At 58.2% G+C, this 23143-nt stretch carries 18 protein-coding genes and 1 pseudogene; 7 read left to right on the top strand and 12 right to left on the bottom strand.

The window, feature by feature from the left end; translation table 11 throughout:
* Nucleotides 1-20: 20 nt before the first annotated feature.
* Together treB and treR are read right to left on the bottom strand one after the other, a co-directional pair.
* On the bottom strand, nucleotides 21-1439 hold the full coding sequence (treB, locus tag IM290_RS06740; RefSeq protein ID WP_020480548.1) for a PTS trehalose transporter subunit IIBC: 1419 nt from the start codon (nucleotides 1437-1439) through the stop codon (nucleotides 21-23).
* Between the two features lie 127 nt (nucleotides 1440-1566).
* Nucleotides 1567-2514, bottom strand: coding sequence for a trehalose operon repressor TreR (treR, locus tag IM290_RS06735; protein WP_017383908.1), 948 nt, complete (start codon nucleotides 2512-2514; stop codon nucleotides 1567-1569).
* A gap of 386 nt (nucleotides 2515-2900) precedes the next feature.
* Between treR and mgtA the strand changes: the two genes are divergently transcribed.
* A complete protein-coding gene (gene mgtA / locus IM290_RS06730) occupies nucleotides 2901-5609 on the top strand; it encodes a magnesium-translocating P-type ATPase (protein ID WP_193042271.1) in 2709 nt (902 codons plus the stop codon).
* 200 nt (nucleotides 5610-5809) lie between these two features.
* Complete coding sequence (locus IM290_RS06725; protein ID WP_193042272.1) at nucleotides 5810-8194, top strand: beta-N-acetylhexosaminidase; 2385 nt, start codon at nucleotides 5810-5812, stop codon at nucleotides 8192-8194.
* Between the two features lie 109 nt (nucleotides 8195-8303).
* Here IM290_RS06725 and gbpA read toward each other — a convergent pair whose 3' ends face one another.
* From gbpA to IM290_RS06700, 5 genes are all read right to left on the bottom strand, one after another.
* The gene (gbpA, locus tag IM290_RS06720; protein WP_193042273.1) at nucleotides 8304-9752 is read right to left on the bottom strand and encodes an N-acetylglucosamine-binding protein GbpA; all 1449 of its coding nucleotides are present in this window, start codon (nucleotides 9750-9752) and stop codon (nucleotides 8304-8306) included.
* A 137-nt stretch (nucleotides 9753-9889) separates the two neighbouring features.
* The gene (gene ridA, locus IM290_RS06715) at nucleotides 9890-10276 is read right to left on the bottom strand and encodes a 2-iminobutanoate/2-iminopropanoate deaminase (protein WP_003863373.1); all 387 of its coding nucleotides are present in this window, start codon (nucleotides 10274-10276) and stop codon (nucleotides 9890-9892) included.
* A gap of 73 nt (nucleotides 10277-10349) precedes the next feature.
* A complete protein-coding gene (pyrI, locus tag IM290_RS06710) occupies nucleotides 10350-10811 on the bottom strand; it encodes an aspartate carbamoyltransferase regulatory subunit (protein WP_003863370.1) in 462 nt (153 codons plus the stop codon).
* A gap of 12 nt (nucleotides 10812-10823) precedes the next feature.
* Nucleotides 10824-11756: an aspartate carbamoyltransferase gene (gene pyrB, locus IM290_RS06705; protein WP_033487898.1), complete on the bottom strand. Its 933-nt coding sequence runs from the start codon at nucleotides 11754-11756 to the stop codon at nucleotides 10824-10826.
* 34 nt (nucleotides 11757-11790) lie between these two features.
* Nucleotides 11791-11895, bottom strand: coding sequence for a pyrBI operon leader peptide (locus IM290_RS06700; RefSeq protein ID WP_071524139.1), 105 nt, complete (start codon nucleotides 11893-11895; stop codon nucleotides 11791-11793).
* Between IM290_RS06700 and IM290_RS06695 the strand changes: the two are divergent.
* Nucleotides 11875-11992, top strand: a pseudogene (locus IM290_RS06695) (hypothetical protein). The gene IM290_RS06700 and the pseudogene IM290_RS06695 sit on opposite strands and share 21 nt — an antisense overlap.
* A 3-nt stretch (nucleotides 11993-11995) precedes the next feature.
* Here IM290_RS06695 and IM290_RS06690 read toward each other — a convergent pair.
* From IM290_RS06690 to arcA, 5 genes are all read right to left on the bottom strand, one after another.
* Nucleotides 11996-12475: an arginine repressor gene (locus IM290_RS06690; RefSeq protein WP_003863366.1), complete on the bottom strand. Its 480-nt coding sequence runs from the start codon at nucleotides 12473-12475 to the stop codon at nucleotides 11996-11998.
* A gap of 80 nt (nucleotides 12476-12555) precedes the next feature.
* Nucleotides 12556-13959: a YfcC family protein gene (locus IM290_RS06685; RefSeq protein WP_062938329.1), complete on the bottom strand. Its 1404-nt coding sequence runs from the start codon at nucleotides 13957-13959 to the stop codon at nucleotides 12556-12558.
* Between the two features lie 46 nt (nucleotides 13960-14005).
* Nucleotides 14006-15010 (bottom strand): ornithine carbamoyltransferase, encoded by a 1005-nt coding sequence (gene argF / locus IM290_RS06680; RefSeq protein ID WP_003863360.1) that lies wholly within the window; start codon nucleotides 15008-15010, stop codon nucleotides 14006-14008.
* A 119-nt stretch (nucleotides 15011-15129) separates the two neighbouring features.
* On the bottom strand, nucleotides 15130-16041 hold the full coding sequence (gene arcC, locus IM290_RS06675) for a carbamate kinase (RefSeq protein WP_045348354.1): 912 nt from the start codon (nucleotides 16039-16041) through the stop codon (nucleotides 15130-15132).
* A 10-nt stretch (nucleotides 16042-16051) separates the two neighbouring features.
* Nucleotides 16052-17272, bottom strand: a complete 1221-nt coding sequence (gene arcA / locus IM290_RS06670; RefSeq protein WP_193042274.1) for an arginine deiminase — start codon at nucleotides 17270-17272, stop codon at nucleotides 16052-16054.
* A 675-nt stretch (nucleotides 17273-17947) separates the two neighbouring features.
* Between arcA and IM290_RS06665 the strand changes: the two genes are divergently transcribed.
* From IM290_RS06665 to IM290_RS06650, 4 genes are all read left to right on the top strand, one after another.
* Complete coding sequence (locus IM290_RS06665) at nucleotides 17948-18400, top strand: YhcH/YjgK/YiaL family protein (RefSeq protein ID WP_077580394.1); 453 nt, start codon at nucleotides 17948-17950, stop codon at nucleotides 18398-18400.
* Nucleotides 18401-18636: 236 nt separating this feature from the next.
* Nucleotides 18637-19545: a 2-keto-3-deoxygluconate aldolase gene (gene yagE, locus IM290_RS06660; protein ID WP_017694631.1), complete on the top strand. Its 909-nt coding sequence runs from the start codon at nucleotides 18637-18639 to the stop codon at nucleotides 19543-19545.
* A gap of 14 nt (nucleotides 19546-19559) precedes the next feature.
* Entirely contained in the window at nucleotides 19560-21527 is a 1968-nt protein-coding gene (gene yagF / locus IM290_RS06655) for a xylonate dehydratase YagF (RefSeq protein WP_193042275.1), read from the top strand.
* 227 nt (nucleotides 21528-21754) lie between these two features.
* Nucleotides 21755-23137, top strand: coding sequence for an MFS transporter (locus tag IM290_RS06650; protein ID WP_193042276.1), 1383 nt, complete (start codon nucleotides 21755-21757; stop codon nucleotides 23135-23137).
* The last annotated feature ends 6 nt before the right edge of the window (nucleotides 23138-23143 follow it).

Raw genomic sequence — 23143 nt, 5'->3', positions numbered from 1 at the left:
CTGCGCCCCGAAAGAGAGAATTAAACAATCTGCAACGTGCCCTGACGGAACTTACGCTGGTAAACCACAGTAGTCAGCGCCATTGGGATGATAATCGCCACCGCCATCGCCAGCGCAAATACCTGCCAGAACGCGGGCTGAATGGAGAGGATACCCGGCAGGCCGCCGACGCCAATCCCGTTCGCCATCACGCTGTTCAGGCCGCACAGCAAGCCCGCCAGGCCGGAGCCGATCATCGCGCAGAGCATCGGGAAGCGGTATTTCAGGTTGATACCGTACATCGCCGGTTCAGTGACGCCGAGGTAAGCGGAGATGGCAGCCGGAACGGAGATCTCTCGCTCGTTGTGCTTACGGCTGACGATGATGATGCCGGTTACCGCCGAGGCCTGCGCAATGTTAGACAGGGCGATGATCGGCCAGACAGGCGTACCGCCGAGGCTCTGGATCATCTGCATATCAATCGCCAGCGTGGTCTGGTGCACGCCGGTGATCACCAGCGGAGCGTAGAGGAAGCCAAACAGCGCGGCACCGATTGGCGCGAAGCTGCCGGTCATCAGGTGACGGACCGCGAAGGCCACGCCGTCGCCAATCATGCGGCCAAACGGACCGATAAAGGCGTGCGCCAGGAACACCGCCAGGATCAGCGAGCAGACCGGGACCACAACCAGATAGAGGTAATCCGGCACGATGCGCTTCAGGCGCGTCTCAATAAAGCCCAGCGCCAGGCCCGCCAGCAATGCCGGGATCACCTGCGCCTGATAGCCCACTTTGGCGATGGTAAACAGGCCAAAGTTCCACACCTCTGGCGTTTGCTGACCAAGTAAGTAAGCGTTCATTAACTGCGGAGAGACCAGCGTCACGCCGAGCACGATACCGAGAATTGGCGTTCCGCCCATTTTGCGCACCGCGGACCAGCAGATCCCGACCGGCAGATAGAAGAAGATCGCTTCGCCAATCAGCCACAGGAAGTCATAGATGCTTTGCAGCGCCGGGTACATCTGCGCCAGGGTTTTGCCGTCGCTCATTGGCACATCGCCGATGACGTTACGGAAGCCCAGAATTAAGCCCCCGCTGATCAGCGCTGGCAGCAGCGGGAAGAAGATCTCCGCAAAATGGGAAATCAGCTGCTCATGCCATTTCATATTCTGGCGCGCGGCCTTCTTCGCCTGCTCTTTATCGGCGGAAGAGTGCCCGGTAGTCGCCAGCAGAGCCTGATAGTAATCGCCCACTTCGGTACCAATCACCACCTGAAACTGCCCGGCGTTGGTGAAGCAGCCTTTAACCATAGAAAGCTCTTCAATGGCCTTCGGGTTGGCTTTGGCCGGATCGTTAAGCACGAAGCGCAGGCGGGTAATGCAATGGCTGACGGTGGCGATGTTATCGCGTCCGCCGACCAGGACGATCAACTGATCGATATCTGTTTGTTTGACTTTACTCATCATGAAACCTCATGACAGATGGTGATAGGGGTTATGACCTGTGCGCAAGCCTACTCCTTCAACGTGACGGCGAAAATGGGAACGTTCCCGAAATCGGGCGAAGATCACAATAATCTATTCAAAAGAATTATGAGAGATGGGCTGGGATAACGATCTGACGGGGCTCGGTTCGCCCGGTAATCTGCTCGATCAGCTGCGCGGCAGCCTGCCGGCCAGACTCGGCGTAACCCGGATCAACGCTGATAATCTCCGGGTGTAAGAACTTCATCAGCGGCGTGCTTCCCACGCTCGCTAATTGCAGTTCCCCGATGCGCTGCTCCTGCAAATATTTGCTCGCACCCAATGCAAGGGTATCGGTGGCGCATACCAGGGCGGTGGTTTGTGACGTCAGCACGCTGGCGACCTGTTCATATCCCTGTTTCATACCCAGACCGGGCAGCGCGGCCACGGCGGGGAGATTGTGTTTTTTACAAAACGCCAGGTACGCTTCGTGGCGACGCTTGCCGGTGGTGATGTCGGCATGCGGCACGCCGAGATAGCTAATATGCCGATGGCCCTGTTCATACAGGCGCTGCATCAGGATCACGATCGCCCCTTCGTCATCGTAACAGACAGAGGCAAACCCGCTGGCGTCGCGCGCCAGCAGCACCAGTGACGGCTGCCAGGGTTTAAGCACGTCCTCTTTTAGGCCGGTAAATCCGAACAGCACCACCCCATCAATATTACGGCGCTGAAGCATGCCGAGATGCTCCTCCACCATTTGCGCGGAGAACTTGCTCTCCATCATGATCGGATCGTAGCCCTGCTCGTAGAACGCGGGCAGCATCGTCTGTACGGCGAGGTTTTCGGAGAGGGAATCCAGACGCGAGACAATAATGGCGACCACTTTATCGCTCTGCCCGCGCATGGCGCGCGCGGAGCGGGAAGGGGAAAAACCATGCTGATTCATCACCGCCTCGACGCGCTCGCGTGTGCGCTCGCTGACACCGCTTTCGTTGTTCAGCACGCGTGAGACAGTCGATTTCCCCACGCCGCTTAAACGCGCGATATCTTTAATCGTAAGGCGGTTCTGCATGCTGTATTCCCTGTAACAACGATAAAATAATCAATTGAGCCTAATGCTATCCTGCGAATTCGCTATGGGCAAAGTCTGGTTTACGTTCGGTTTATTTGCAGGGCGTTATAATACCGCCCGATTAGTCACAAACGGTATGGATAAATCACTATACTGCGTGCCGATACCCAACTTTTTACTTACCGGAGGCCACATGGATCCCGATCCCACACCTCTCCTGACCAGGAGAAAACCTTCTTTCCGGTAAGCCAGCCTTTTGCTGTCTCACCGGCGTGAGGCAGCAACGTTCATACGTTCCTGCTTGATAAATTAAGTGCCTGACAGGTACGGCTTTGCCACGCCTGCGGGAAAACTGCGTCCGCCTTTGCGGATGCGGGGGAATGACTATGCTGAAGAATATCACCCGGCAGCTGCAAGCGCTGCTGAGCCGTCACCTGCCACATCGCCTGATTGCGCGCGATCCGCTGCCAAATGTCAACACCATGGCGGGAGCGGCAATCCCCGCTTCCCTGACCGAGCGCTGCCTGAACGTGGCGGCGATGGATGAAAACGAAGTCTGGCGCGCCTTTGGCGGCCACCCGGAAGGGCTGAACGCGCAAGAAGTGTTAAAAATCCGCGCGGAACATGGCGATAACCAGATCCCGGCGCAGAAACCCTCTCCCTGGTGGGTCCACCTGTGGCTCTGCTACCGCAATCCGTTCAACCTGCTGTTGACGGTGCTCGGGATTATCTCTTACGCCACTGAAGATCTGTTTGCCGCAGGCGTGATTGCCCTGATGGTGGGGATCTCCACGCTGCTGAACTTTATTCAGGAAGCGCGCTCCACCAAAGCGGCGGATGCCCTGAAAGCGATGGTCAGCAACACCGCCACCGTGTCGCGCGTGATTAACGACCTCGGCGAGAACGCCTGGATTGAGCTTCCCATTGACCAGCTGGTGCCGGGCGATCTGGTGAAGCTGGCGGCGGGGGACATGATCCCGGCGGATTTACGCGTCATCCAGGCGCGGGATCTGTTCGTCGCGCAGGCGTCACTCACCGGTGAATCCCTGCCCGTAGAGAAGGTAGCGCGGACCCGCGATCCGCAGCAGATGAACCCGCTGGAGTGCGACACCCTGTGCTTTATGGGCACCACGGTGGTCAGCGGCACCGCGCAGGCGATTGTCACCGCCACCGGCGGCAATACCTGGTTTGGACAGCTTGCCGGACGCGTCAGCGAGCAGGAGAGCGAGCCGAATGCGTTCCAGAAAGGCATTGGCCGCGTCAGCATGCTGCTGATCCGCTTTATGATGGTCATGACGCCGATTGTCCTGCTGATCAACGGCTACACCAAAGGCGACTGGTGGGAAGCGGCGCTGTTCGCGCTCTCCGTGGCCGTTGGCTTAACGCCGGAAATGCTGCCGATGATTGTCACGTCCACGCTGGCGCGCGGGGCGGTCAAACTCTCTAAACAAAAGGTGATCGTTAAACACCTCGACGCCATCCAGAACTTTGGCGCGATGGACATCCTTTGCACCGATAAAACCGGTACCCTGACGCAGGACAAAATCGTGCTGGAGAACCACACCGACATCGCCGGAAAAACCAGCGAGCGCGTGCTCCACAGCGCCTGGCTGAACAGCCACTATCAGACCGGGCTGAAAAACCTGCTCGACGTGGCGGTGCTGGAAGGGGTGGACGAGGAGTCTGCCCGCACGCTCTCCGGTCGCTGGCAGAAGGTGGATGAAATCCCGTTCGACTTCGAGCGCCGCCGCATGTCGGTGGTGGTCAGCGAGCAGGCGGACGTACATCAGCTGATCTGCAAAGGGGCATTGCAGGAGATCCTGAATGTTTCCACGCAGGTGCGCCATAACGGCGAGATCGTGCCGTTGGATGAGACCATGCTGCGCCGCATCAAACGCGTCACCGATAACCTGAACCGTCAGGGGCTGCGCGTGGTGGCAGTAGCCAGCAAGTTCCTGCCTGCGCGGGAAGGGGACTACCAGCGTATCGATGAATCCGATTTGATCCTCGAAGGTTACATCGCATTCCTCGATCCGCCGAAAGAGACCACCGCGCCGGCGCTAAAAGCGCTGAAAGCGAGCGGTATCACCGTCAAAATCCTCACCGGCGACAGCGAGCTGGTGGCGGTCAAAGTGTGCCACGAAGTCGGCCTGGACGCGGGCGACGTCGTCGTGGGGAGCGACATTGAGCACCTGTCCGACGATGAGCTGGCCGAGCTTGCCCAACGCACCACGCTGTTTGCCCGCCTGACGCCGATGCATAAAGAGCGCATCGTCACTCTGCTGCGTCGCGAAGGGCACGTAGTGGGCTTTATGGGCGACGGCATCAACGATGCGCCAGCCCTGCGTGCGGCGGATATCGGTATCTCCGTGGACGGCGCGGTGGATATTGCCCGCGAAGCGGCGGATATCATTCTGCTGGAAAAGAGCCTGATGGTGCTGGAAGAGGGCGTCATCGAAGGGCGTCGCACCTTCGCCAATATGCTCAAATACATCAAAATGACCGCCAGCTCCAACTTCGGCAACGTCTTCAGCGTGCTGGTGGCGAGCGCGTTTCTGCCGTTTCTGCCGATGCTGCCGCTGCACCTGCTGATCCAGAACCTGATGTACGATGTCTCTCAGGTGGCGATCCCGTTTGATAACGTGGACGACGAGCAGATCCAGAAGCCGCAGCGCTGGAACCCCACCGATCTGGGGCGCTTTATGCTGTTCTTTGGGCCGATCAGCTCTATCTTCGACATTCTGACCTTCTGCCTGATGTGGTTTGTGTTCCATGCGAATACGCCAGAACACCAGACGCTGTTCCAGTCCGGCTGGTTCGTGGTGGGACTGCTGTCTCAGACGCTGATTGTGCACATGATCCGCACCCGTCGTATTCCGTTCATCCAGAGCCGTGCCGCGTGGCCGCTGATTGTGATGACGGGGATTGTGATGGCGCTCGGGATCGCGCTGCCGTTCTCGCCGCTGGCAAGCTACCTGCAACTTCAGGCGCTGCCGCTGAGCTACTTCCCGTGGCTGGTGGCGATCCTCGCGGGCTACATGGTGCTGACGCAGATGGTGAAAGGGTTCTATGCGCGCCGGTATGGATGGCAGTAACGGCAAGCCCGGTGGCGCTGCGCTTACCGGGCCTACGATCCGAACGTAGGCCGGGTAAGGCGAAGCCGCCACCCGGCAGCTGGCTTTCCTCCCAAATTCAACAACCTGTGATCTCCGTCGGCGCATTCGCTTGACGACAATTTGAGCGCATGTTAACAGAATGTTTTGCCTGTATTTGGCCCGTCAGATAAGGAACATTCATGTTACGGTACAGCCTCTTAACCGCCGGGCTCATGCTCGGCGCCTCCGCCTTTGCCGCCCCGGCAGGTGACCTTCCCTTAATGCCCTGGCCTGCGAAGGTTGAACGCCCGACCACTCAGGGCGCGCTGGTGCTTAACAATCAACTCTCTGTGAGCGTCAGCGGCGACGATCTGGGGGATGCGGTCAACCGCCTGCGCCAGCGCATTGCGCTGCAAACCGGCTGGACGCTACAGCCGCAGGCCGAAAAACCTGACAAGCCGACCATCCGCATCGCCATCGCCAAAAAGGTGAAGCCGCAGCCGCTGCCGGACAGCGATGAGAGCTATAAACTCACGGTGGACGCCAACGGCGTAAATATCTCTGCCAACACCCGCTTCGGCGCGCTGCGCTCCATGGAAACCTTGCTTCAGCTGATGCAGAACGGCGCCGAAAACACCTCGATCCCGTGGGTGACCATTGAAGATTCTCCGCGCTTCCCGTGGCGCGGGCTGCTGCTCGATTCGGCGCGCCACTTCCTCCCGATTCAGGATATTAAACGCCAGATCGACGGCATGGCCGCGGCAAAGCTCAACGTCCTGCACTGGCATTTGACGGACGACCAGGGCTGGCGCTTTACCTCGAAGCGTTATCCAAAATTAACCCAGCTTGCCAGCGATGGGCTGTTCTACACCCCGGAGCAGATGCGCGAGATTGTGCGTTACGCTGCCGAGCGCGGCATACGCGTGGTGCCGGAAATTGATATGCCGGGCCACGCCTCGGCGATTGCCGTCGCCTACCCGGAGCTGATGAGCGCGCCGGGGCCTTACGCCATGGAGCGCCACTGGGGCGTGCTGAAGCCGGTGCTGGATCCAACCAAAGAGGCAACTTATACCTTTGCCGACGCGATGGTCAGCGAACTGGCGGCGATCTTCCCGGATCCGTATCTGCATATTGGCGGCGATGAGGTTGACGATAGCCAGTGGAAAGCGAACGCTGCGATCCAGACGTTTATGCGCGACAACAAACTGGCGGACAGCCACGCGTTGCAGGCGTATTTCAACCGCAAGCTGGAGACGATCCTTGAGAAGCACCACCGGCAGATGGTTGGCTGGGATGAGATCTACCATCCCGATCTGCCGAAAAGCATTCTGATCCAGTCCTGGCAGGGACAGGACGCGCTGGGGCAGGTGGCGCAGAACGGTTATAAGGGCATTCTATCAACCGGTTTCTACCTCGATCAGCCGCAATCCACCGCCTACCACTACCGCAATGAAATTGTGCCGCAGGGGCTGAACGGCGTGGATGTGATAGCGGACACCGACAGCGTCCAGAGCTGGGCTTTCTCCATGCCGCGTCTGAAAGGCAAGCCGGTGGAAGGCAGCTTTACGCTGGTGAAAGGCGATGCCGGGTGGCGTGGATTTATTGATTTTGCCGGGAAATCGCGTCGGGCGGTGGATAACATTCAGTGGCGGGACGACAACCAGGTAACGTTTACCGTTGATACCTGGATGGGTGAAACGCGTCCGGTCGTTTCTGTTGAGAACGATAAGCTCAGCGGCTATTTCCTGGTGGGTAACGCCCGCTACCCGATCGACGGCACGCGTCTGGACGCGGTGCCAAAAGGCATACCGCCGGTGGTGCCGGACCCGGCGAACGAGGCCAATCTGCTCGGCGGTGAAGCCGCGCTGTGGGCGGAAAACGTGGTCGCGCCGGTGCTGGATATCCGTCTGTGGCCGCGCGCCTTTGCGGTGGCGGAGCGGCTATGGTCGGCAAAGGACGTCAACGACATCGACAACATGTATACCCGGCTCCAGGCGATTGACAGTTGGTCCACGGTGTCGGCTGGACTACAGCAGCATACCCAGCAGCAGGTGCAGTTCACGCGCCTCGCCAACAATGCGGATACCCTGCCGCTGCAAATTCTCGCCCAGGCGCTTGAACCGGCGCAGTATTACACCCGCCAGCATCTTAAGTTCCAGGCCGGAAACTATCATCAGTTTGAGCCGCTCAACCGGCTCGCTGACGCGCTAAACGCGGAAAGTGCGACCGTGCGTCAGATGAATAAATGGGCGGACCGTCTGGTGAGCGACGCGGAAGACACGGAAAGCGCCGACGCGCTGCGCCACGTCTTTAACCGCTGGCAGAACAACACCAGCGATGCGCTGGCCTTGAGTGAAAACAGCTATCAGCTGAAGGCCATTAAGCCGGTGATCCAGGAGGTGGATAAACTGGCCTCGATTGGCCTGAGGCTGACGGATCTGGTGGCGCGTCAGGGCACGCTGGACGACAATGAGATCGCGTCGATCCAGAGCGAACTGGATAACGCGGCGACGATCCAGGACGAGGTGGTGATTGCGGCGGTGTACCCGCTGGAGACGCTGCTTAGGGCGACGCGGAATCAGTAGTAAAGAACCCTCACCCTAACCCTCTCCCAAAGGGAGAGGGAATTTATACACCCTCTCCCTTTGGGAGAGGGCTGGGGTGAGGGAATCAGCCACCGGGCGTGAAGGCAACTCAGTTCTTCAGCACCCACGCCTCTTTCCAGTGCGCGCCCACGCCCGGCTCAAACTGGTTTGCGGTTGGGCTGTACTGCACGCAGTAGCCGCTATACGGGAACGGTTTACACTCGTAGGTCTTACCGTTTTTAGGCTGTAACACCACGGTGCCCGGTTTGTAGGAGGCAATGCTGTCCGGGAAGATAAAGTCATGCGGGCCGCTGCTGTCCGCCGCGTCGCTTTCCAGCATCAGGTTTAGCACGTCCTGCGCGAACAGGGTGCCGTCTTTGTTGGTGGCGTAGTATTTCAGCATATGGTGGCCCGCCGTGACGTCAGTCAGCGTCATGGTCACGTTTTGATTGACGTTATTCATATCCTGCTTCAGATAACCTTTTTCGGCACCGTGGTGGTTCATCACGTGCGCTTCAAAATTAACGTCACCCTGCGTGTTCACATGGAAGGTCACAATCGCATTGCCATGTTCGATTTTGCTGTATTGCAGATCGGAAACGGCGATGGTCTCGCTCACCTGCGCTTTTTGCTCTTCATAAGAGATGGCAACGGAATTCAGCGTGCTGCCGTCTTTCACGAATACGCTGTTGGCGCCGTGAATCGGGCTGATTTCACCGGCTTCATCTTTCACACCGACGCGGACATCGCTATGAGTGGTGTTGATCTTCTGCGCCAGATCGTAGGACCACTGGTTAGCGTCGCCTTGTTCTGAAGAGCCGATGGTCATTTCAGTACGCAGGGCGGCAACTTCCCCGTTGGCGTCGAAGAAGCGTGCAATCACTTTATCGCCCACGTTCAGGTTATTCCCGGCAATCTGTCCGCTCAGGGTTTTACTCCACTGGGATATTACCGCTGGGGTATCGTCCGGCGTGACGTTGCCGCCGTTACCGAAATCAACGTCAATGGCCTGATAGAAACTGTTTGCGGTATCCGCAATTTCCCACACGCCATAAATAACCTGGTAGCCCGTACGTTCCGGGACATTACAGGTCATGGATTTTGTCATGGACGGTGCCTGACCATTCCCGTTAATAGTACAGAACGGCGTTAATTCGAACTGGTCACGGGTCAGCGGTTTATTGGGGTCCCAGTTTTGTTTGGTAATGTAATAACGCCAGTTGGTGGTTTTATGCGGCGCGGTATGGTGCCAGACAAATTCATGCGGGCCTGCCGTCATGGGGCTTTTGGTCCAGGCGTTCAGGCTCTGCTTATCAAGCTGGGAGTAGCTGGCAATACCGGCGCTGGCAAGCTGGCCGTCAGGCGGCATTGCGCCCGTCGGGAAGCCGGAGGTCTTTTCTACGCTCTGCGGTTCATATTGTACAGAGCCACAGTCAATATTCTGGCCGAGCTTACACATATAAGCGCGGCTGGCGGGGGATTCTATATATCCGTGTGCAAGTGCGGAAGACGCAACCGCTAATGTGGCAACGGCCAGCGCGATCTTAGAGAGTTTCATTCTTCATCCATTAATTAGAATATAACAAGGCAGCGTCAGTCTATTAATGGAGTGGGGGATGCGTCATTGCCTGGAGAGAGTAAAAATGGTCGCAATAAAAAAGGCAGCCTGAGCTGCCTTCTCTTTATTGAAATAAATTAGCGACGTACGGCAATCGCTTCAATTTCAATTTTTACGTCTTTTGGCAGACGCGCCACTTCCACACAGGAGCGCGCCGGGAAGGTGGCGTTGTGCTCGGTGAAGAACGCTTCATAAGTGGCGTTAACGGTGGCGAAATCGTTCAGATCTTTCACGAACACGGTGGTTTTGACGATATCGCCCACTTTCAGGCCGGCAGATTCGACGATCGCCTGCACGTTTTCCAGCGACTGACGCGCCTGCGCCGCTACGTCGGCTGGCACTTCACCGGTTTTTGGGTTCACCGGGATCTGACCAGAAGTGATGATCATGCTGCCCAGATCAACGCCCTGAACGTATGGGCCGATAGCCGCTGGTGCATTTTCCGTCGCGAGTACTTTGCTCATTTTTTCTCCAGAATTACAGCGTTAAGAATGTTCCCGGCCATTATAACAGCCGGGATTTCATTACCAACCTCAATTAGTTGGCCAGCACCACATAATGAGAAAACTCTTTTTCGCAGTATTTGCATTTGAGTGCAATGTCATTGGCGCGTTTTTTCACTGCGAAACTGGAGGAAACCGGCTCAGCATGACTGATGCAGTTGCTGTTCGGGCAGACCAGCACGCTTTCGATGCGATCCGGCAGGCTTGGGCGGGATTTGCCCACCACGTCGTAATCGTCGATGCGGTTAACCGTGGCGTCCGGCGCGTACAGAGACAGCTGGTTGACCTGCTCGTCGGTCAGGAAAGTGTTCTCGATCTTGATCAGGTCTTTACGGCCCATTTCGCCCGACGGCAGGTTCAGGCCGATGGTGATGCGCTGGTCGGTTTCAGTCAGTTTGAACAGCGTCAGCAGCTTAAAGCCCACCTGCGCAGGGATGTGGTCAATCACGGTGCCACGCTTGATGGCTTCAACCTGGAGTTTGTTATCGTGTGTCATGGTCGTCTCCCCTTACAGAGCTAATTCGCGATTCAGAACCAGTGCCAGTAACGCCTGGCGGGCGAAGATGCCGTTTCCGGCCTGCTGGAAATACCAGGCGTGCGGCGTTTTATCCACGTCTGTGGTGATCTCATCGATGCGCGGCAGCGGGTGCAGCACCTTCATGTTGTCGCGCGCGCCCTCGAGGTCGCTGGCGCGCAGTACGAACTGCGCCTTCACGTTGGCGTACTCGGATGGGTCAAGACGCTCTTTCTGCACGCGGGTCATGTAGAGAATATCCACGTTGCCCATCACCTCTTCGATGCTGGCGTGCAGGCTCCACGCGATGCCTTTTTCGTCCAGCATATCGAGAATGTACTGCGGCATCGCCAGCGCGTCCGGCGCGATGAAGAAGAAGCGGTTGCCGTTAAATTTCGCCAGCGCCTGGGTCAGGGAGTGGACGGTGCGGCCATATTTCAGGTCGCCGACCATGGCGATGTTCAGGTTCTCAAGCGTGCCCTGCGTCTCCCGAATGGTGAACAGATCCAGCAGGGTCTGCGTCGGGTGCTGGTTGGCACCGTCACCGGCGTTCAGCACCGGAATGCCGCCGGAAAACTCGGTCGCCAGACGCGCCGCGCCCTCCTGCGGGTGGCGCATCACAATCGCGTCCACGTAGGTACTGATAACCGAAATGGTATCCGCCAGGGTCTCGCCTTTTTTGCCCAGCGACGTGTTGCTGCTGTCCGAGAAGCCCACCACGCTCGCCCCGAGGCGGTGCATGGAGGTTTCAAAGGAGAGGCGGGTGCGGGTGGAGGCTTCGAAGAAGCAGCTCGCAATCACCTTGTGCTTCAGCAGCTCCGGTTGCGGATTGGCCTTCAGTTTTGCCGCGGTTTCCAGAACCAGTTCCAGCTCTTCGCGGCTGAGGTCGTTTATGGAAATGATGTGTTTTTGATAAAGCGGATTCATGTTTATCTCCTGACGCCGGGCAAAAAAAAGCCCCTCAAATGAGGGGCTCTGGGAATAGGTTTAGCAACGGGAAGAAAAACGGCAGGCCAGCGTCTGATTTCAGACGCGGTAAGACGATATGTCGTACACGCTTGACCATGCTTCCTCCCGGCAAATTGTCGGGCATTATACGCAGCTCGCTTTTGGGATCAAGCGATTTAATGCACGCTTTACTCAATGCAAACGGTTCTTTATGAATATTAATGCGTTCTGAGTAAATAATTAATTTGCTTATGCACCAGCGCGGTGCGCTTCACCACGCGGGGCGCGACCCAGACAATACTGCTTCCGGCCACCACGCCTAAAATTTCCGGTAACTGGTGATAATCCAGAATACGCGCCACCGCGCGGCCATATCCGGCGACGGTATGGATAAGGATAAATTCGCTGTTGTGCTCCACGCTCACCACCATTTCAGAGACGGTACGCGCCGCGTCGGGGGCCGGGCGCAGCTGGGGATTCAGCGAATAAATCTTTAGCCCTTTGGCATTGCGAATTTTTATGACACCGAGCAACTTGAGCAGACGTGAAACGGTGGACTGGCTGATGGTCTCAAAACCCCGCTCCTGTAAGTCGCGGCGGATCTCCTCCTGGGAGAGATAGCTCTTTTCCGCGATCAGACGCTGGCAGACCGTTAGCTGTAGTTGCTCTTTGGGAGAGTACTCTTCGTAATCCATCATAGTTCCCATATCAGTTCCCGAAATAACCGGTGGCATCGCACCGATCCGTAGGCCGGATAAGCGCAGCGCCATCCGGCAAATTACAACAGGGCGCCCAGGCTTAACGCCACCATAATCACCACCGTTAAAATCCCCAGCAGCGGCGCGACCCATTTCAGATAGCGCACGTAGGGCACGCGGGCAATAGCCAGCCCGCCCATCACGACGGCAGAGGTGGGAGTGATCAGGTTAACGATGCCGGACGCCGACTGGTAAGCCGTAACCACCAGGTCGCGGTTGACGTTAGCGAAATCGGCAAGGGGCGCCATGATCGGCATCGTCAGAACGGCCAGGCCGGACGAAGAAGGCACAAGAAACGACAGCACCACTTCCAGCCAGTACATCACGTTGATGAACGCCACCGTCGACAATCCGGTGACCATTCCCTCGGCGCTGTGCAAAATGGTGTGGGTAATCATGCCCTTATCCATGATCACTACGATACCGCGCGCGATGCCGATAATCAGCGCGACGCCCAGCAAATCTCGCGCGCCGTTGATAAAGGTTGAGGTCAGCTCCTCTTCGCTCATGCGGGCGATCAGCCCGACGATAATCGCGCTGGCGAGGAACACCGCCGAGATCTCCGCCATCCACCAGCCCAGCACCGCCACGCCGTAGATCATCACCGCGAAGGCGAGGGCGAAGATCACCAGGATGAGTTTGCGCACCGGGGTAAACTCCAGCGACTGCTCGCCCTTGTTGCCGAGGAAGTGGGCGCGGTTCTCTTCCTGCTTATCCGCCACGATCGACAGCGACGGATCCTTGCGCACCTTGCGGGCATAGCGCATTACCCACGCCACGCAGATGATCCAGCCGATCACCAGCAGCGCGATGCGCAACATGATGCCGTTGGTGAAGGGGATCCCGGCGGCGTTGGCGGCGATCACCGTGGCGAACGGGTTGATGGTGGAGCCGAGGGTGCCGATCCCCGCGCCGAGCAGCACGGTGGACGCAGCAACCACCGGATCGAACCGCGCCGCCAGCATCACCGGCACCAGTAAGGTATAGAAGGGCAGCGACTCTTCTGCCATGCCGTAAATCGTGCCGCCTGCGGCAAACAGCGCCATCAGGATCGGGATCATCCACTCTTCGCGGCCGCGTAGTCGGGTAGTGACGCGCTCGATCCCGGCGTCTATCGCCCCGGTTTTAGTGACGATCCCGAGGAATCCCCCGATGATAAGGATAAACAGCGCCACGTCGATGGCCCCGGCCTGGCCGGATTCTGGATCGTACAGCCCGGCAATCGGCGCCATCAGCACCGAAACCAGCCCCTGCGGGTGCGCTGCCACGTGCGCGTAGGTGCCAGCAACCGGCACTTCTTTACCGAGCGCCTCGTTCAATGCCATATGGTACTGCCCGGCCGGAACAATCCACGTCAGCACGGCAACCACGGCAATCAGAAAAAAGAGAATGGTGTAAGCGGAGGGAAACTTGAACTTGCCCATGATGTTCTCCTGAACCCGGCGCACCCCGCGGCGCGCCGGGCGGTGATTAGTCGCCGAGTGTCGCCACCATGACCGCTTTAATGGTGTGCATGCGGTTCTCTGCTTCGTCGAAGACGATGGAGTTCGGTGATTCGAAGACCTCTTCCGTCACTTCCAGCCCCTTCAGGCCGTACGCCATTTCGATTTCGCGGCCCACTTTGGTGTGCTCGTTGTGGAATGCCGGCAGGCAGTGCATGAATTTGACGTTCGGGTTACCGGTGGCCTTCATCACGTCCGCGTTGATCTGATACGGCTTCATCAGGCTAACGCGCTCGGCCCAGGCTTCCTTCGGCTCACCCATGGAAACCCACACGTCGGTGTAGAGGAAATCGGTGCCCTGCACGCCTTCCTCCACGTCGTCGGTGAGGGTGATGCGCGCGCCGGTCTCTTTGGCGATGGCGCGGCACTGCTCAACCAGGCCCGCCTCCGGCCAGAAGGATTTCGGTGCAACCAGGCGGATATCCATCCCCATTTTGGCCGCGCCGACCATCAGGGAGTTGCCCATGTTGTTCCGCGCATCGCCCAGGTAAGCAAAGCTCAGCTCCGGCAGGGTTTTGCCCGGAGAGTGCTCCAGCATGGTCATCAGGTCGGCGAGAATTTGGGTCGGGTGGAACTCGTCGGTCAGGCCGTTCCACACCGGCACGCCCGCGTACTCGCCCAGCTCTTCAACGATGGCCTGGCCGTAGCCGCGGTATTCGATGCCGTCATACATACGGCCTAATACGCGGGCGGTGTCTTTCATCGACTCTTTATGGCCAATCTGCGATCCGCTTGGGCCGAGATAGGTGACCTGCGCGCCCTGGTCAAACGCGCCCACTTCGAAGGCGCAGCGGGTGCGGGTGGAGGTTTTTTCAAAGATCAGGGCGATGTTTTTCCCGACCAGGGTTTGTTTTTCGCGTCCGGCTTTTTTGGCGGCCTTCAGCTCGATGGCGAGATCGATCAGGTACTGGATCTCTGCCGGGGTGTAGTCCAGCAGTTTGAGGAAGTTGCGGTTTTTCAGGTTAATGGTCATGGGGAAATCCTTTTTAAAATTTAGCTGTCTGATGCCCTCACCCCGGCCCTCTCCCACAGGGAGAGGGGGCGTACATTCCCCCTCCCTGTGGGAGAGGGTTAGGGTGAGGGGAAAACGACTCAGTTACGAATCAACGTGCCTTTCTCGCCCGCCAGGATCTCCGCGCCGTCGGCCAGTGCGCCGATCCCGGCAATGCCGTTGCAGGCCTCAACAAACTCGCGGCAGGCGGCCACTTTCGGCCCCATCGAGCCGGCGTCGAACTGCATGCCTCTGAGCAGCTCCGGCGTCACCTGCGCCAGCGGACGTTGGGTTGGCTTGCCCCAGTCGAGGTACACCGCGTCGGCATCGGTGAGGATCAGCAGGGCATCGGCCTCGATCTGGCGCGCTAGCAGGGCGGCGGAGAGGTCTTTGTCGATCACCGCCTCAATGCCGCGATAGCCGTTGGCGTTTTCCACCACCGGCACGCCGCCGCCGCCGTTGCAGATCACCAGGTGGTCGCGCTGAATCAGCGCCGTGATGGCGTCACTCTCGACGATGCGCTTCGGCTGCGGCGACGGCACCACGCGGCGGAAGTAGCTGCCGTCGGCCTTAAACACCCAGCCTTTTTCCGCGGCCAGCGCTTTAGCCTGGGCTTCGCTGTAGACCGGGCCGATGTACTTGGTCGGGTTGCTGAACGCCGGGTCGGCGGCGTCCACTTCCACCTGCGTGAGCAGGACGCTGACCTCGCGCTGGGGCAGATTGTTTTTCAGCGCCTGCTGGAGCATGTAGCCGATCATTCCCTGGCTTTCGGCGCCAAGAACGTCCAGCGGGTAGGGAGTGACTTTGTCGTAGGCGCTGTTTTGCAGCGCCAGCAGTCCGACCTGCGGGCCGTTGCCGTGCACCAGCACCACGCGCCACTGTTCCGTTAAGCCGGCGATGGTGCGGGCGGCCTGCTCAATGTTCTGGCGCTGGATGTCCGCTTCAAGCGGCTCGCCGCGCTTGAGCAGCGCGTTGCCGCCAAGGGCTACAACCAGAGTGGGTTTTCGTTCCATGATGGCTCCTTTAAATTCCGTCGCGTTCCAGTGGGCAGCTCATGCAGCGCGCGCCGCCGCGACCGCGTCCCAGCTCGTCGCCCGGGATCGACAGCACGGTGATGCCTGCTTTGTCGTACTTCTCGTTGGTCCAGACGTTGCGCTCGTAGCCGATCACCACGCCCGGGCGGAGGGTCAGGACGTTGTTAGCGTCGTTCCACTGCTCGCGTTCGGCTTCAAAGGCGTCGCCGCCGGTGGTGATCAGGCGGACGTGGTTAATGCCGAGGGCTTTCTCGATGGCGTGCAGCAGGTCGGTTTCCTGGGTGCGCAGCAGGCCGCCGCGTCCGTCCGGGGTGAGCGTCCAGCACTGGGCGTCCTTGCGCACCACTTCCGGGTAAACGGAGAAGGTATCCACGTCGATGTGGGTCATCACGGTGTCGAGGTGCATGCAGGAGCGGTGTTTCGGCAGCTCAACGGCAATCACGCGCTCGGCCTGGCGATGTTTAAACAGGCTGTTGGCGAGGAACTCCACGCCCTGCGGCGTCGTGCGCTCGGACATGCCGATCAGTACCGCCCCGCGACCAATCACTAATACGTCGCCGCCTTCCAGAGTGGCGTGGTCGTAATTAATATTCTCGTCGCCGAAATACTTAATAAACTCGCCGTCGGCAAATGCGGGGTGCCAGCGATATATTGCCCGCAGGTTATTGGTTTCACGCTGGCGGGCGGGTTTCGCCATCGGATTAATGGAGACGCCGTTATATATCCAGCAGGAGGTATCGCGGGTAAATAAGTGGTTCGGCAGCGGCTTCATAATAAAATCATTCGCCGTGTGGGTATCGACCACCATATTTTTAATGGCCGCCGGAATTTCACCGTAGGTTAATCCGCCGCTTAATCTGCGCGCCAGTTCGCGGTGCGGCATATCCGCCAGCCAGCCACGCACGTCGGCGGCAAAGGTTGGCCCCAGGCGATAGTCGGAGATTTGTGTTTCAAGAAGCCAGGCTTTTGCTTCAGCAATATCAAGCGTTTGCGTAAGAAGGTCGGTCAACAGCAGGACTTCCACACCCTGCTCGCGCAGCGTGTTTGCGAAGATGTCATGCTCTTCACCCGCCCGTTCAACCGAGAGCACGTCATCAAATAGCAGCTCCTGACAGTTTGAGGGGGTTAACCGTTTCAGACTTAAATTAGGACGGTGCAGCATAACGCTACGCAATTGACCAATTTCAGAACCGACGTAATGCTTTTCCATAATTATTCCTTTAACTTTTTTTCAGAATAAAAAGGGCATGCGCCATGTGATGTGTTTAATTTCATGGCGGCTAAGCTCAATTGATTTCGTGATTTATAGTAGGCGCTTAAATAATGGTTATTGTGACATTGCTCACGCGAAAACCGATATTGAGCAGTTTATTTTCAATTGCATGATTCGTATCAGATAATGATTAATTTCATATTATTAAGGGATGAATAGCTAAGCAGGAACGGGTGGCAATATTTGAAGTTGTTATTATTTTGTAGAATCACACGCTTTGAAATATTTAGTTATGTTGTTGATTTTAATGGATAAAATGTTGTCACGGGAATAGCTATGCAATAATGACAGTTAACTATTTTTCACTTAAGAGAAATCAATAAATAATTATGGATTTTTAAAGGAAATAACCAAAGTGGTAAAGTGTGATACACCAACAGGTTTTGTGAGTTATGTTTTAAATTCAGTGAGTTAGATCCTATGTGCAACGTGCATGAAATGAGGTTATGCATAACCACTGCATAAATGCCTGTGTGCAATTAACAGTGGATTAACACATTTCCCGATAAACATGCGCTGACGCAAATCTTGTCAAAAAAGGGCTGGTATGGAAGAGGCAATTCTCGTATAAAACATAAAAATGAAACAATGTTTTAATCTGAGGGTTGTATCATGATTATTGGCAATATTCATCATCTCCAGTCCTGGTTGCCAGAAGAGCTGCGCCAGGCCATTGAGCACGTTAAGGCCCACGTCACCGACGCAACGCCGACCGGTAAGCACGACATCAATGGCAACAGCCTGTTTTATCTGGTTTCGGAGGACATGACCCAGCCGTTCGCCGAGCGTCGCGCTGAATACCATGCACGCTATCTGGATATTCAGATTGTGCTAAAAGGTCAGGAAGGGATGACCTTCAGTACCCTGCCGCACGGTACGCCGGACACCGACTGGCTGGCGGACAAAGACATCGCGTTCCTGCCGGAAGGCGAGCGGGAGAAAACCGTGGTGCTGAGCGAAGGGGATTTTGTGGTGTTCTGGCCGGGCGAAGTGCATAAGCCGCTGTGCGCGGCGGGAGCGCCGGCGCAGGTGCGTAAGGTTGTGGTGAAGATGCTGGTAGAGTAACCCCTCACCCCGGCCCTCTCCCCTTGGGAGAGGGTGTAAAAGTTCCCTCTCCCCTTGGGAGAGGGTTAGGGTGAGGGCACCAGACCGCACCCACGCATAATGTGATCCAGCTTAAACTTCCCGCACTCCCTCCTCATCTCCCATTTACCTGCGCTTTTTCTGCGTCATAGTATGATCGTTAAATTAATGAACGCTGTTCTATAATGTAGAACAAAATGATTCAGCAAGGAGATCTCATGCCGCAGTCCGCGTTGTTCACGGGTATCATTCCCCCTGTCTCCACCATTTTTACCGCCGATGGCCAGCTCGATAAACCGGGTACCGCCGCGCTGATCGACGATCTGATTGCTGCGGGCGTCGACGGCCTGTTCTTCCTGGGCAGCGGCGGCGAGTTCTCCCAGCTCAGCGCCGAAGAGCGTAAAACCATTGCCCGGTTTGCGATCGATCATGTCGATCGTCGTGTGCCGGTCCTGATCGGCACCGGCGGCACCAACGCCCGGGAAACCATTGAGCTGAGCCAGCACGCGCAGCAGGCGGGCGCGGACGGCATCGTGGTGATCAACCCTTACTACTGGAAAGTATCGGAAGCGAACCTGATCCGCTATTTCGAGCAGGTGGCCGACAGCGTCACGCTGCCGGTGATACTCTATAACTTCCCGGCGCTGACCGGGCAGGATCTGACCCCGGCGCTGGTGAAAACCCTCGCCGACTCGCGCAGTAACATCGTCGGCATCAAAGACACCATCGACTCCGTCGCTCACCTGCGCAGCATGATCCACACCGTTAAAGGCGCCCATCCTCATTTCACGGTGCTGTGCGGCTACGACGATCATCTGTTTAATACCCTGCTGCTAGGCGGCGACGGGGCGATCTCGGCCAGCGGCAACTTTGCCCCACAGGTGTCGGTAAATCTTCTGAAAGCCTGGCGGGATAACGACGTGGCGAAAGCGGCTGAGTATCATCAGACCCTGCTGCAAATCCCGCAGATGTATCAGCTGGATACGCCGTTTGTGAACGTCATTAAAGAGGCGATCGTGCTCTGCGGTCGTCCGATTTCTACGCACGTCCTGCCGCCAGCCTCGCCGCTGGACGAGCCGCGCAAGGCGCAGCTGAAAACCCTGTTACAACAGCTCAAACTCTGCTGAGCCGGACGATAACGATGACCATTGAGAAAATTTTCACCCCACAGGACGACGCGTTTTATGCGGTGATCACCCACGCGGCGGGGCCGCAGGGCGCGCTGCCGCTGACCCCGCAGATGCTGATGGAATCCCCCAGCGGCAACCTGTTCGGCATGACGCAGAACGCCGGAATGGGCTGGGACGCCAACAAGCTGACTGGCAAAGAGGTGCTGATCATCGGCACCCAGGGCGGGATCCGCGCCGGAGACGGGCGTCCGGTCGCGCTGGGCTACCACACCGGGCACTGGGAAATCGGCATGCAGATGCAGGCGGCGGCGAAGGAGATCACCCGCAACGGCGGGATCCCGTTCGCCGCTTTCGTCAGCGATCCGTGCGACGGTCGCTCGCAGGGCACGCACGGTATGTTCGACTCCCTGCCGTACCGCAACGACGCGGCGATCGTGTTTCGCCGTCTGATCCGCTCTCTCCCGACGCGGCGGGCGGTGATCGGCGTGGCAACCTGTGATAAAGGGCTGCCCGCCACCATGATTGCGCTGGCTTCCATGCACGATCTGCCGACCATTCTGGTGCCGGGCGGGGCGACGCTGCCGCCCACCGTAGGGGAAGACGCGGGCAAAGTGCAGACCATCGGCGCGCGCTTCGCCAACCACGAACTCTCCTTGCAGGAGGCCGCCGAGCTGGGCTGTCGCGCCTGCGCCTCGCCGGGCGGCGGGTGTCAGTTCCTCGGCACGGCGGGCACCTCGCAGGTGGTCGCAGAAGCGCTGGGTCTGGCGTTGCCGCACTCCGCGCTGGCGCCGTCCGGACAGGCGGTGTGGCTGGAGATCGCCCGCCAGTCGGCGCGGGCGGTCAGCGAGCTGGATAACCGCGGCATCACCACGCGGGATATCCTGACTGACAAAGCCATCGAAAACGCGATGGTGATCCACGCGGCGTTCGGCGGCTCCACCAATTTACTGCTGCATATTCCGGCCATCGCTCACGCGGCGGGCTGCACGATCCCGGACGTTGAACACTGGACGCGCGTCAACCACAGGGTGCCGCGCCTGGTAAGCGTGCTGCCCAACGGCCCGGACTATCACCCGACCGTGCGCGCCTTCCTCGCGGGCGGCGTGCCGGAGGTGATGCTCCACCTGCGCGATCTCGGCCTGCTGCATCTGGACGCCATGACCGTCACCGGCCAGACGGTAGGCGACAACCTCGACTGGTGGCAGACGTCCGAGCGCCGTAAGCGCTTCCGCCAGTGCCTGCGCGAGCAGGACGGCGTGGAGCCGGATGACGTGATCCTGCCGCCGGAGAAGGCAAAAGCGAAAGGGCTGACCTCGACGGTCTGCTTCCCGACGGGCAACATCGCGCCGGAAGGATCGGTGATCAAGGCCACGGCGATCGACCCGTCGGTGGTGGGTGAAGATGGCGTTTACCGCCACACCGGCCGGGTGCGGGTGTTTGTCTCGGAGGCGCAGGCGATTAAGGCCATCAAGCGGGAAGAGATTAAGCAGGGCGATATCATGGTGGTGATCGGCGGTGGACCGTCCGGCACTGGCATGGAAGAGACCTACCAGCTCACCTCCGCGCTCAAACACATCTCGTGGGGCAAGACGGTGTCGCTCATCACCGATGCGCGCTTCTCGGGCGTGTCGACGGGCGCCTGCTTCGGCCACGTATCGCCGGAGGCGCTGGCGGGAGGGCCGATTGGTAAGCTGCGCGATAACGACATCATTGAGATTGCCGTGGACCGCCTGACTCTGACCGGTAGCGTGAACTTCATCGGTACCGCGGACAACCCGCTGACGCCGGAAGAGGGCGCGCGCGAGCTGGCGCGGCGGCAGACGCACCCGGACCTGCACGCTCACGACTTTTTGCCTGACGATACCCGGCTGTGGGCGGCATTACAGTCCGTGAGCGGCGGCACCTGGAAAGGCTGTATTTATGACACCGATAAAATCATTGAGGTAATTAACGCCGGTAAAAAAGCGCTCGGCCTTTAATTATTTTTTTGAGAGAAAACCGTCTGCGGGAAATATTCTGCGGGCGGTTTTTGCTTGTCTTTAATTTTCTAATTTAAACAATAAGTTGCGATATATCGTTGGCGTCACAAAAGCAAAATAACGTAATTCAGAAATAAGATATGATCATTGCTGGTTAATTGAACAGCTCATTACACTCCATTAACACGATGTTGTAATTCAGCACACTACATAAGGGTGTAATTCTGATGACGCAATTAACCATGAAAGACAAAATTGGCTACGGGCTGGGTGATACCGCCTGCGGCTTCGTCTGGCAGGCCACGATGTTCCTGCTGGCCTATTTCTACACCGACGTGTTCGGTCTCTCCGCGGGCATAATGGGGACGCTGTTTTTAGTTTCCCGCGTGCTCGACGCCGTGACCGATCCGCTGATGGGGCTGCTGGTAGATCGCACCCGCACGCGCCACGGCCAGTTCCGCCCGTTCCTGCTGTGGGGCGCCATCCCGTTTGGCATCGTCTGCATGCTGACCTTCTACACGCCGGACTTCTCCGCGCAGGGCAAAATCATCTACGCCTGCGTGACCTACATTCTGCTGACTCTGGTCTACACCTTCGTTAACGTCCCGTACTGTGCCATGCCGGGGGTGATCACCGCCGACCCGAAAGAGCGTCATGCCCTTCAGTCCTGGCGTTTCTTCCTCGCCGCCGCGGGGTCGCTCGCCATCAGCGGCATCGCGCTGCCGCTGGTCAGCATCATCGGCAAAGGGAACGAGCAGGTGGGCTATTTCGGCGCCATGTGCGTGCTGGGTCTGAGCGGCGTGGTCCTGCTTTATGTCTGCTTCTTCACCACCAAAGAGCGCTACACCTTTGAAGTGCAGCCTGGCTCGTCGGTGGCGAAAGATCTTAAGCTGCTGCTGGGCAACGGCCAGTGGCGGATCATGTGCGCCTTCAAGATGATGGCGACCTGCTCCAACGTGGTGCGCGGCGGGGCGACGCTCTACTTCGTGAAATACGTGATGGATCACCCGGAGATGGCGACCCAGTTTTTACTCTACGGCAGCCTCGCCACCATGTTCGGCTCGCTCTGCTCGTCTCGTCTGCTGGGCCGCTTCGACCGCGTTACCGCCTTTAAGTGGATCATCGTCGCCTACTCGCTGATTAGCCTGCTGATTTTCGTCACCCCGGCGGAGCATATTGCGCTGATTTTCGCCCTCAACATCCTGTTCCTGTTTGTGTTTAACACCACCACGCCGCTGCAATGGCTGATGGCCTCTGACGTGGTGGATTACGAGGAGAGCCGCAGCGGGCGACGCCTGGACGGGCTGGTGTTCTCCACCTACCTGTTCAGCCTGAAGATTGGCCTGGCGATTGGCGGGGCAGTGGTGGGCTGGATCCTGGCGTACGTGAACTACTCCGCCAGCAGCAGCGTGCAGCCGGTCGAGGTGCTCACCACCATCAAAATTCTGTTCTGCGTGGTGCCCGTGGTGCTCTATGCGGGCATGTTCATCATGCTGTCGTTTTATAAGCTCACCGACGCCCGCGTGGAGGCCATCAGCCAGCAGCTGATCAAGCACCGCGCGGCGCAGGGCGAGGCCATTCCCGACGCCGCGACAGCCGCATCCCATTAACCGGAG

The sequence above is a fragment of the Enterobacter cloacae complex sp. S1 genome, assembly GCF_014930525.1.
In the GTDB taxonomy this organism is placed as follows: Bacteria; Pseudomonadota; Gammaproteobacteria; order Enterobacterales; family Enterobacteriaceae; genus Enterobacter; species Enterobacter hormaechei_C.
This window is presented reverse-complemented; position numbering and strand designations above follow the sequence as displayed.

Excerpts from the sequence above, each read along its gene's own strand:
- yagE (WP_017694631.1), top strand. The coding sequence starts at position 18,637 with ATGCCGCAGTCCGCGTTGTTCACGGGTATCATTCCCCCTGTCTCCACC.
- arcC (WP_045348354.1), bottom strand. The coding sequence starts at position 16,041 with ATGGAACGAAAACCCACTCTGGTTGTAGCCCTTGGCGGCAACGCGCTG.
- treR (WP_017383908.1), bottom strand. The coding sequence starts at position 2,514 with ATGCAGAACCGCCTTACGATTAAAGATATCGCGCGTTTAAGCGGCGTG.
- treB (WP_020480548.1), bottom strand. The coding sequence starts at position 1,439 with ATGAGTAAAGTCAAACAAACAGATATCGATCAGTTGATCGTCCTGGTC.
- IM290_RS06665 (WP_077580394.1), top strand. The coding sequence starts at position 17,948 with ATGATTATTGGCAATATTCATCATCTCCAGTCCTGGTTGCCAGAAGAG.
- IM290_RS06685 (WP_062938329.1), bottom strand. The coding sequence starts at position 13,959 with ATGGGCAAGTTCAAGTTTCCCTCCGCTTACACCATTCTCTTTTTTCTG.
- ridA (WP_003863373.1), bottom strand. The coding sequence starts at position 10,276 with ATGAGCAAAGTACTCGCGACGGAAAATGCACCAGCGGCTATCGGCCCA.
- IM290_RS06650 (WP_193042276.1), top strand. The coding sequence starts at position 21,755 with ATGACGCAATTAACCATGAAAGACAAAATTGGCTACGGGCTGGGTGAT.
- yagF (WP_193042275.1), top strand. The coding sequence starts at position 19,560 with ATGACCATTGAGAAAATTTTCACCCCACAGGACGACGCGTTTTATGCG.
- IM290_RS06725 (WP_193042272.1), top strand. The coding sequence starts at position 5,810 with ATGTTACGGTACAGCCTCTTAACCGCCGGGCTCATGCTCGGCGCCTCC.
- mgtA (WP_193042271.1), top strand. The coding sequence starts at position 2,901 with ATGCTGAAGAATATCACCCGGCAGCTGCAAGCGCTGCTGAGCCGTCAC.
- IM290_RS06700 (WP_071524139.1), bottom strand. The coding sequence starts at position 11,895 with ATGGTCAAGCGTGTACGACATATCGTCTTACCGCGTCTGAAATCAGAC.
- gbpA (WP_193042273.1), bottom strand. The coding sequence starts at position 9,752 with ATGAAACTCTCTAAGATCGCGCTGGCCGTTGCCACATTAGCGGTTGCG.
- pyrI (WP_003863370.1), bottom strand. The coding sequence starts at position 10,811 with ATGACACACGATAACAAACTCCAGGTTGAAGCCATCAAGCGTGGCACC.
- argF (WP_003863360.1), bottom strand. The coding sequence starts at position 15,010 with ATGACCATTAACCTGAAAAACCGCAACTTCCTCAAACTGCTGGACTAC.
- arcA (WP_193042274.1), bottom strand. The coding sequence starts at position 17,272 with ATGGAAAAGCATTACGTCGGTTCTGAAATTGGTCAATTGCGTAGCGTT.
- pyrB (WP_033487898.1), bottom strand. The coding sequence starts at position 11,756 with ATGAATCCGCTTTATCAAAAACACATCATTTCCATAAACGACCTCAGC.
- IM290_RS06690 (WP_003863366.1), bottom strand. The coding sequence starts at position 12,475 with ATGATGGATTACGAAGAGTACTCTCCCAAAGAGCAACTACAGCTAACG.